7 protein-coding genes are annotated in these 6,859 nt (G+C 46.5%); 6 read left to right on the top strand and 1 reads right to left on the bottom strand.

The window, feature by feature from the left end; all coding sequences use genetic code 11:
• Nucleotides 1–151 precede the first annotated feature (151 nt).
• The 6 genes from AC6EMZ_RS22860 (at nt 152) to AC6EMZ_RS22835 (ending at nt 6,264) form a co-directional block, all read left to right on the top strand.
• Entirely contained in the window at nt 152–673 is a 522-nt protein-coding gene (locus AC6EMZ_RS22860; RefSeq protein WP_498405121.1) for a conjugal transfer protein TraH, read from the top strand.
• The gene (locus AC6EMZ_RS22855) at nt 673–4,518 is read left to right on the top strand and encodes a conjugal transfer protein TraG N-terminal domain-containing protein (protein ID WP_498405120.1); all 3,846 of its coding nucleotides are present in this window, start codon (nt 673–675) and stop codon (nt 4,516–4,518) included. The genes AC6EMZ_RS22860 and AC6EMZ_RS22855 overlap by 1 nt, the downstream gene beginning before the upstream one ends.
• Nucleotides 4,519–4,641: 123 nt before the next feature.
• Nucleotides 4,642–4,893 carry a hypothetical protein gene (locus AC6EMZ_RS22850; RefSeq protein ID WP_498405119.1) on the top strand — a complete coding sequence of 84 codons (252 nt, stop codon included), beginning with the start codon at nt 4,642–4,644 and terminating at the stop codon, nt 4,891–4,893.
• A gap of 81 nt (nt 4,894–4,974) precedes the next feature.
• A complete protein-coding gene (locus AC6EMZ_RS22845; protein WP_498405118.1) occupies nt 4,975–5,313 on the top strand; it encodes a hypothetical protein in 339 nt (112 codons plus the stop codon).
• Nucleotides 5,310–5,822: a DUF2726 domain-containing protein gene (locus AC6EMZ_RS22840; RefSeq protein WP_498405117.1), complete on the top strand. Its 513-nt coding sequence runs from the start codon at nt 5,310–5,312 to the stop codon at nt 5,820–5,822. The genes AC6EMZ_RS22845 and AC6EMZ_RS22840 overlap by 4 nt, the downstream gene beginning before the upstream one ends.
• Before the next feature lie 43 nt (nt 5,823–5,865).
• Nucleotides 5,866–6,264, top strand: coding sequence for a hypothetical protein (locus AC6EMZ_RS22835; protein ID WP_498405116.1), 399 nt, complete (start codon nt 5,866–5,868; stop codon nt 6,262–6,264).
• 231 nt (nt 6,265–6,495) lie between these two features.
• Here the strand turns inward: AC6EMZ_RS22835 and AC6EMZ_RS22830 are convergent, their stop codons facing one another.
• Nucleotides 6,496–6,759: a hypothetical protein gene (locus tag AC6EMZ_RS22830; protein ID WP_498405115.1), complete on the bottom strand. Its 264-nt coding sequence runs from the start codon at nt 6,757–6,759 to the stop codon at nt 6,496–6,498.
• Nucleotides 6,760–6,859 lie beyond the last annotated feature (100 nt).

Here is a 6,859-nt window from a genome sequence, read left to right as displayed (position 1 = left end):
AGATTACGTCTGGCGTAATAATCTTAAGCTGGGATCCGGAAAATACCGCTCATTACGTACAGTCGATACCGCTTTGTACAAAAAACAGTCTTAGCGTGGGATAATTTCCGTTTTCCAAGCGGACCCCGTTAAGACTGTCGATCAGCAATGTGTGCCTTCAGGCTCAAAGCCTGTTCGTACCGTGGTCTATCAGAAGATGGAAAGTATTGTTTCCCGGATCAAAAACAATCAGCCGCTGTCCTCTGAGAATCTGGCGTTTATTAACCAGACCAACATACCCGTTTACTCCATTCTGAAGCAGGCTGTTGTTACAGGTCAGGATGCGGTTACGTTAAATGTGCTGAGTGAGCTGGTTGGACTTTACTACACCTATTTCATTTTCACCGACCTCTATCGCAATACAGAAAACACATTCGATAAGGTTAACGAAATGGTATCTACGCCATTGTCCGACCCGTCAGCCAGTTCCAAACCCTGCCGTATGGATTTGTTCAAACCCGCAATAGCCAAATTTGATGACCTGATCACTCAATCCCGCGATGCCAGTACGAAAGTAGAAGCGGCATATAACAGTCGCTTACAATCCTACACATTAAATCAGGGATTCATCAGGACGTTTGAAACACAGGAGCGACAGGACCAAAGTGATCGTGCCGCAGGAGCATTACGCTGATGAAAAGACATTTTATCCTTCTCGCAGGGTTGATGGCCGTGAGTCCATTAGCGCTGGCTATGGATGCAGAATACGTAATTATGGGGGGCTTCTCGACCATTGTTAATGCATTCACTCGTATCAAACTCATGTTCAATGACCATCAGTATGCTTCGATGGTCACTGCGTTTGTTGTCATGGGGATGCTCTCCGCGTTATTACTCAAATCAGCGAAGGGAGGCTATGAATTTCTGGAAACCGGCAAAGCACAGATGGGGATGGGCTGGCTTGGCCTTACAATGATTGGAACTATCGTTTTCTTTGGGCTGGTACAACCAAAAGGTACGATCCATATTTACGACCAATCCCGTAACCAATACCAAGCAGTGAGTGGAATACCAGACTTTCTCATTTTGACAGCTGGTATCACAAATCAGGTATACCAGGCAGCTGTTGATATGAGCAATCGCAACACTGCCACGACGACTCGATTTACCGGTGAAGGGACTCCAATCAAGATGCTTCTTGGCATCCTGAACCGCAACGGTGCTCAGTTCGATCCTTATCTGACAGCGAACGTTAAAGCAATGTGGAATCAGTGCTCACCTGTGGCAGAGACGCGAGGCTTCGATCCCCGCTCTCTTAAGTCTGGTTCTTCAGTACTTGATGTCGTTTCAGCACTTGCCCCGCTTCGTAATCAGGCTGTTTATACCAGCTGGGTAAGCCCATCAAATCCGCAGGGAGCGACTGTTACCTGCGATCAGGCCTATGTTTCTCTCAAAAGTGATTTAGGGAATCCAGCAGCCTACGGTACGCGTTTGGCCGACATTTGTACCAAGAATGGATATATAGCCGGTAACGCTACGCAACTTGCAGACTGCAAGGGCAGGATGGAAGATGGGCTTCAGACAATTTTTGGCGCAAGTAGCCTTTCCCTCAATACGGCCATGAGCAACATTCTGGTATCGCAGGCCATCACTGATGCGATGCTACAGAACAATCCTGATGTGGCTACAACAATGCTGACAAACCGCGCCATGATTAATGGTGGAATGGCAGATGCTATAAACAACCCGGAATGGTTAAGTTTTATCATGGCAGGTGTGATAGCAATTATTCTTTCTATCACCCCACTTTTACTACTGCTTGTATTTACTCCTTTAATGGCCAAAGCCCTCACTTTGCTATTAGGTTTATGGATTTTCATAACCACTTGGCAGATTGCAGATGCCCTGCTTCTACAGGCGGGAACCGATGAAATTCTTACGGCCATGAATGATATTAAATCGATGGGTCTTGGCATCGATGCCGTACAGTTAGGTCCATCATCGACCATGAAAGCAATGTCTGTTATGGCATCAGCGCGTGAAACGGGCCTCCAGATCGCGATGCTGGTAGCCGGAATTTTTGGTGTTAGTGCATACGGGCTTAGCGCCTTTGGTCAGAAAGCCATGAGTCGCCTTGATCGTGTTACTGAAGAAAACAGCGACAAAAGCTTTACGCCTGAAGGTAAGGGGGCGCAGATTGAGGCAATGAATCGCGGCCATGCAACTCTACAAACCGCAGCGGATATCGGTGGTATAGAGCGTATGAGTAGCGCAACGTCCTTCAATCAAAGCTCAGCTATCGAGAGTGGACTCACGCAAATCTCCGCATTGGGTGGCGCTCCAGGAATTGCCGCACAACGAACTGGTTCGGTTGACGGGGGGCGGGCATCTGGCACAACTCGCGGGTTCGAAAATGGCGATGCCGGTGGAGGTTTCAGTGCAGCTTCAGAAGCTTCGATGGTATCAGCACAATCCACTATCGGGGAAACTCAGGGAATTCAGAATGCGGCCAGCGCGTCGAATATGTCTGTCGCTGAGCAGTCTGAACTCAGCAGCGGCGTAAACCACACGATGCAAACCGCAGATGCGAAGTCGAATCTTAATAATGGTGGAAGCAACCTTACTACCCTATCGGACCAGCAAGGCAAGTTGCACAGCACGGAGCGTCAAACTCAATTGGGACATGCAGCCGGTACTCGCCAGGCGGCAATTGCTACTGGCAATTCAGTATCTGATTTCACTCAGGAGAAAACGGCCACAAGTGCGATTAGCGAACATGCATCCGGGCAGGGTCAGCTACAAGCGTCTGGCGGCACGTTAGGTGGGATGCATTCACGCACCCAATATTCATCTGCTGCTGAGAGCGACGAACGTCAGGGGCGTGCTGACGCTCTGCACAATGCCTATGATGCTGAAGGTGGTATTGCAAGTGGTGTAAGCGAAGCTCAGACTGAACACCTCTCCCAAAATCTTCACGATATGCGTGAACAGAAAACAAATATTGGTGAGATTAGCCAGGCGACAGGAGCAACCGAAAGTCAGTCAAGAGAAATCCTTTCTGCTGCACGGTCAGCCGAACAGATGGGTCAGTTGGAGGGTAATAGCTTCAGTCCGAAGCAAATGCAGGAAAATTCAGCATGGTCTACGTCTAAAGGCGCGAATATCATCCAGGGGGAAAAAGCAGCCTTCGTTGAGCGCGGTGAAACAATGCCGGAATATGCTAAACGACATGGCGAAACGGAAATGCAGCAGGCCCTGTCCGGCCAGGACAAATTCGACTCTCTTAGTGATGCGCTCAAAGGTGATAAACAGGCTGCTGATGCACTGGCAGGAGCCAACACTACACTCGCGATTAACCAAAGCGATGCCAGCAACCTTCAGGAAAGTGGCCTTATCAACCAGACGCAGGCTGATGCTATACCTGAGAACGGCGTTGGTACTGTTCATATGTCAATGCGCGATACGCCTGAAGGCGAAACCGCAGCTACAGCAACAGTGAAGACCGGTAACAGCACAGTCAGCGATGACAGCTTTACCAGTAATACCGAACAGACCTTTGGTTCAGCTCCTTCTGCGCAACAAAATCTGCAAAAAGCACCGGCTATTGAGAAATTTATTGCTTCAGCTGAGCGCACAAATGCAGGGTCATCTTCTCGTCTGCTAGGTGCAGAAGTGGCAAAAAGCCTGTCTCCATTTATTTCACAATCTGGTGACGGCCGCACTCAACAGGCTATTGATGGCGGAGCAAGTATTGGGAAATCAGGCTTCCTTCGTGAGGTTGGCAATGCACTTGGTGTTAATCTGAGCGCAGGCGTGAACATGAACAGCATCAACGGGCACTCAACTACAACCGATCAGATTGCAGCTGCTGCCGGGCATAAAATACAGCAGTTCCGTGATAGTGCGACTGCACAGGCTGATGAATACCACCTGAGCGGTAGTGCAAGAGAAAGCTTCATTAATCAGAACGTTGCTATACAGTCCGAAGCATTCTATAAACCATTACTTAAAACCGCTGAGGAAACCGCTCAAGCCCGTTCAACGAGTTCTATCGTAAGTGATATCTCGACGCCTCAAACTTCACAGCCCACAGCTGATAAAGCAGAGAATGGATTTACTCGCAGTGGTATGAGCAGCCCACAGGAATATGCAGCTCGTAAACAATTGGAATCCGAAAATATTGCACAACCTGTTCAAGCCACAGAAGCATCACCGAAGCAGACCCCAGAACAAGCTCCTGTACTTTCCCAACCTGAACAGTCAGCAAGCACGCAGCTGGAATCCGAAAATATTGCACAGCCTGTTCAAGCCACAGAAGCATCACCGAATCAGGCTCCACAACAAGCTCCTGTACCTTTCCAGCCTGAACTTTCAGGAAGCAGTCGAAATGGAAATACTCAGGTTAGTGAGTCTCATGACCGAACAACCGAAAGTTCCGACTCAAGCGGCTCACATCCTCCTGTTGCCGGTGGTCAAAGTGAATCAGGCATTCCTGTTCAAATAAAAAACGGGTTAAATAACAAAAATATACCGCGTTAACTGGCTTCTTTGCCAAGGATGGCATTGACTCTGTAACAGTTAAGTGATATACGAAGTATAGGGAAGTATTAGTAATGAGGAACTACAATCTGAATAAGACACCATTGTGTACGGGAGGCCGCAATGAAAAATTGGTTAATGAATTTTATCGATGATATGAAGCATATCTGGCGCGAATTTCGGCGGGAAATTACTGAAGCCAGTGCCGAAAAAAAGCACAGTGATTTCGATATGATTGACCCTGAGCATTCCGTAGACTGGAATAATGTGCCTGACTTTGATCCGAGAAAATCAGTAAACAATCTCGATAATTTCTACTCAAGGCAAATACGCGGTACTGATAACACAGGTACACATTACCAGAATCGGCATTAATGGTTTTGCGCATGCGCAAAATGCAGTTAATTCTGCATTTTTTTTGATACTATATGATACATATTTATATCATGGTGAATTATGTTAAGACATACCTTAATCCCGTTTCTGTTACTTGCTCCATTCATCTCGCAGGCTATTTCAATGCCTGCCAATGATATGCAAGAGTCAGAAAAAATTAAGTACATGCAGCGAATAAGCGGTACGGATCATTCACGCCTGGCAGCACTAGTACAGGCTGACCAATCCTTCACGCAATGGTGCGGTCGTTCGGCCACGGTATCAGACCTGAAGCGAATTTCCCGACAAGAAGGATTCTCAATATTGTATGAGCGCCTAAGTAGCGGTCATGCGCTGGGGATGACACAAACAAAATCACTTTTACTCAAAGACAATCCTAATTTCTGTAAGGGACAATGATGACTGACGAACAAATTAACTACATCGGTTTTGCGGTAATGGCCGCTCTTTTTTGGTATGTGCAAATTTATCGCCCCCGCAAAAAGTTGCGTCACCCTGGAGAGTTAAATTTGAAACCAGTGATGGGCAAGGAAGACCAGGAAATGTATGCAGCCATCAGGTCTGTATTTCCTGAGCCACATCTTCTCAAAAGTAATGTCACTCTGGATGATCTGCTGTTCTCTCCTGACATGAATAAAAAAGCTCACTTTCACAAAGCCATGCGCCAACAACAGATTTCATGGCTGGTACTCGACTCAAAACGTACCCCACTGCTCGCGGTCGATTTCCCGGCAACTGGCGATGATATGAAACTCAATTATCTCTCAGCTGCTGGCATCGGGTGCTGCATCTTTCAGCCGGGTACTACTGAAGAACACATGAAAGAAATACTCCATGAAGCGGCCAACTCCATAAAGGAAATGCAAAGCGGCCAGTCTAAGGACGGTGAACCATCTGTCACCGCATAACCTCACTGACGGCCCCATTGGGGCCGACAATCAGGATGCAGCAATGTTGAACACTGATCGTCCCTTCGCACTCACACCATCATGCTATATACATTACGTGTATATAGATGCCTGGCATCATTCCCTTTCAACAATGATTCGTGAGGCCTCTCGGCAGTTTGGAGAGATAATTTATCGTCATTATCATTCAGTTGATAAATCTGATGAGTACAAAGCATTTTCAGCATTTGGAGAGGGATATTGGATGATAGGTGTAGGAACCGATATTCCCGCCCTTCTAAAGAAAAAATACCAGTCGATAATTGTCAGCGATAGAAGGATAGAACGGAGGCACTGTGCAGGAAATATTTCGCTTATTGTTGAGTATGAATTCGGAAAAATGCCCGTTGGTCGAATCAACAGGCATTTAACAAATAAATTAATCGTTACATGTAACGATTAATTATTCTTTCCTTTAGTCATGAGATAGTAAACCGTACTTATTGCTAGTGCTGCCAGGACCAGAACTGATTGCCAGAACATCACAGGGTCTGTATGCATAAACTCTCCTTTCAAGTGGGATTAATAACCAGTATCACTATACGATAGGAGACAGAAAAACGCTTACTACGAATAGTGGATAAAAAAAGTCCGGCGAAAGCCGGACTTATCTTCAATGGCATACCCTGCTAAATCAGGACTTACAGGCGTAGTCGTAAAAAGTTTCTTTCGGCTGCCAGCGCCCATAAAAAATCGCATGTCCTGGGCGGTTTTGTACGCGCACAAACTCGCGGCCAAAGCGATCTGAACGCATAGCATTCACATGTACAGGTTCTGCGGGTTGACCCCCGAAGGTATGGATTTTAACCTTTGCTTTACAATCCACAGTTTTCATATTCCCGTCCAAGCTTGCGCAGCCCGAAATAACTAAAACACCCAGAAGCAATAATTTTTTCATTTTTGTTCCTTTTCATTTTTATCCAGTTGTTAATTTTCGGCAGAAACTGAAAAACCTTTAATCCACCCTTTGATATAAATATATATCAAAGGCATGTAAC

The organism is Enterobacter sp. SCRI0065 (assembly GCF_059766475.1).
Note: the sequence above shows the minus strand (reverse complement) of the source record. Positions and strands in the feature narration are given on the sequence as shown.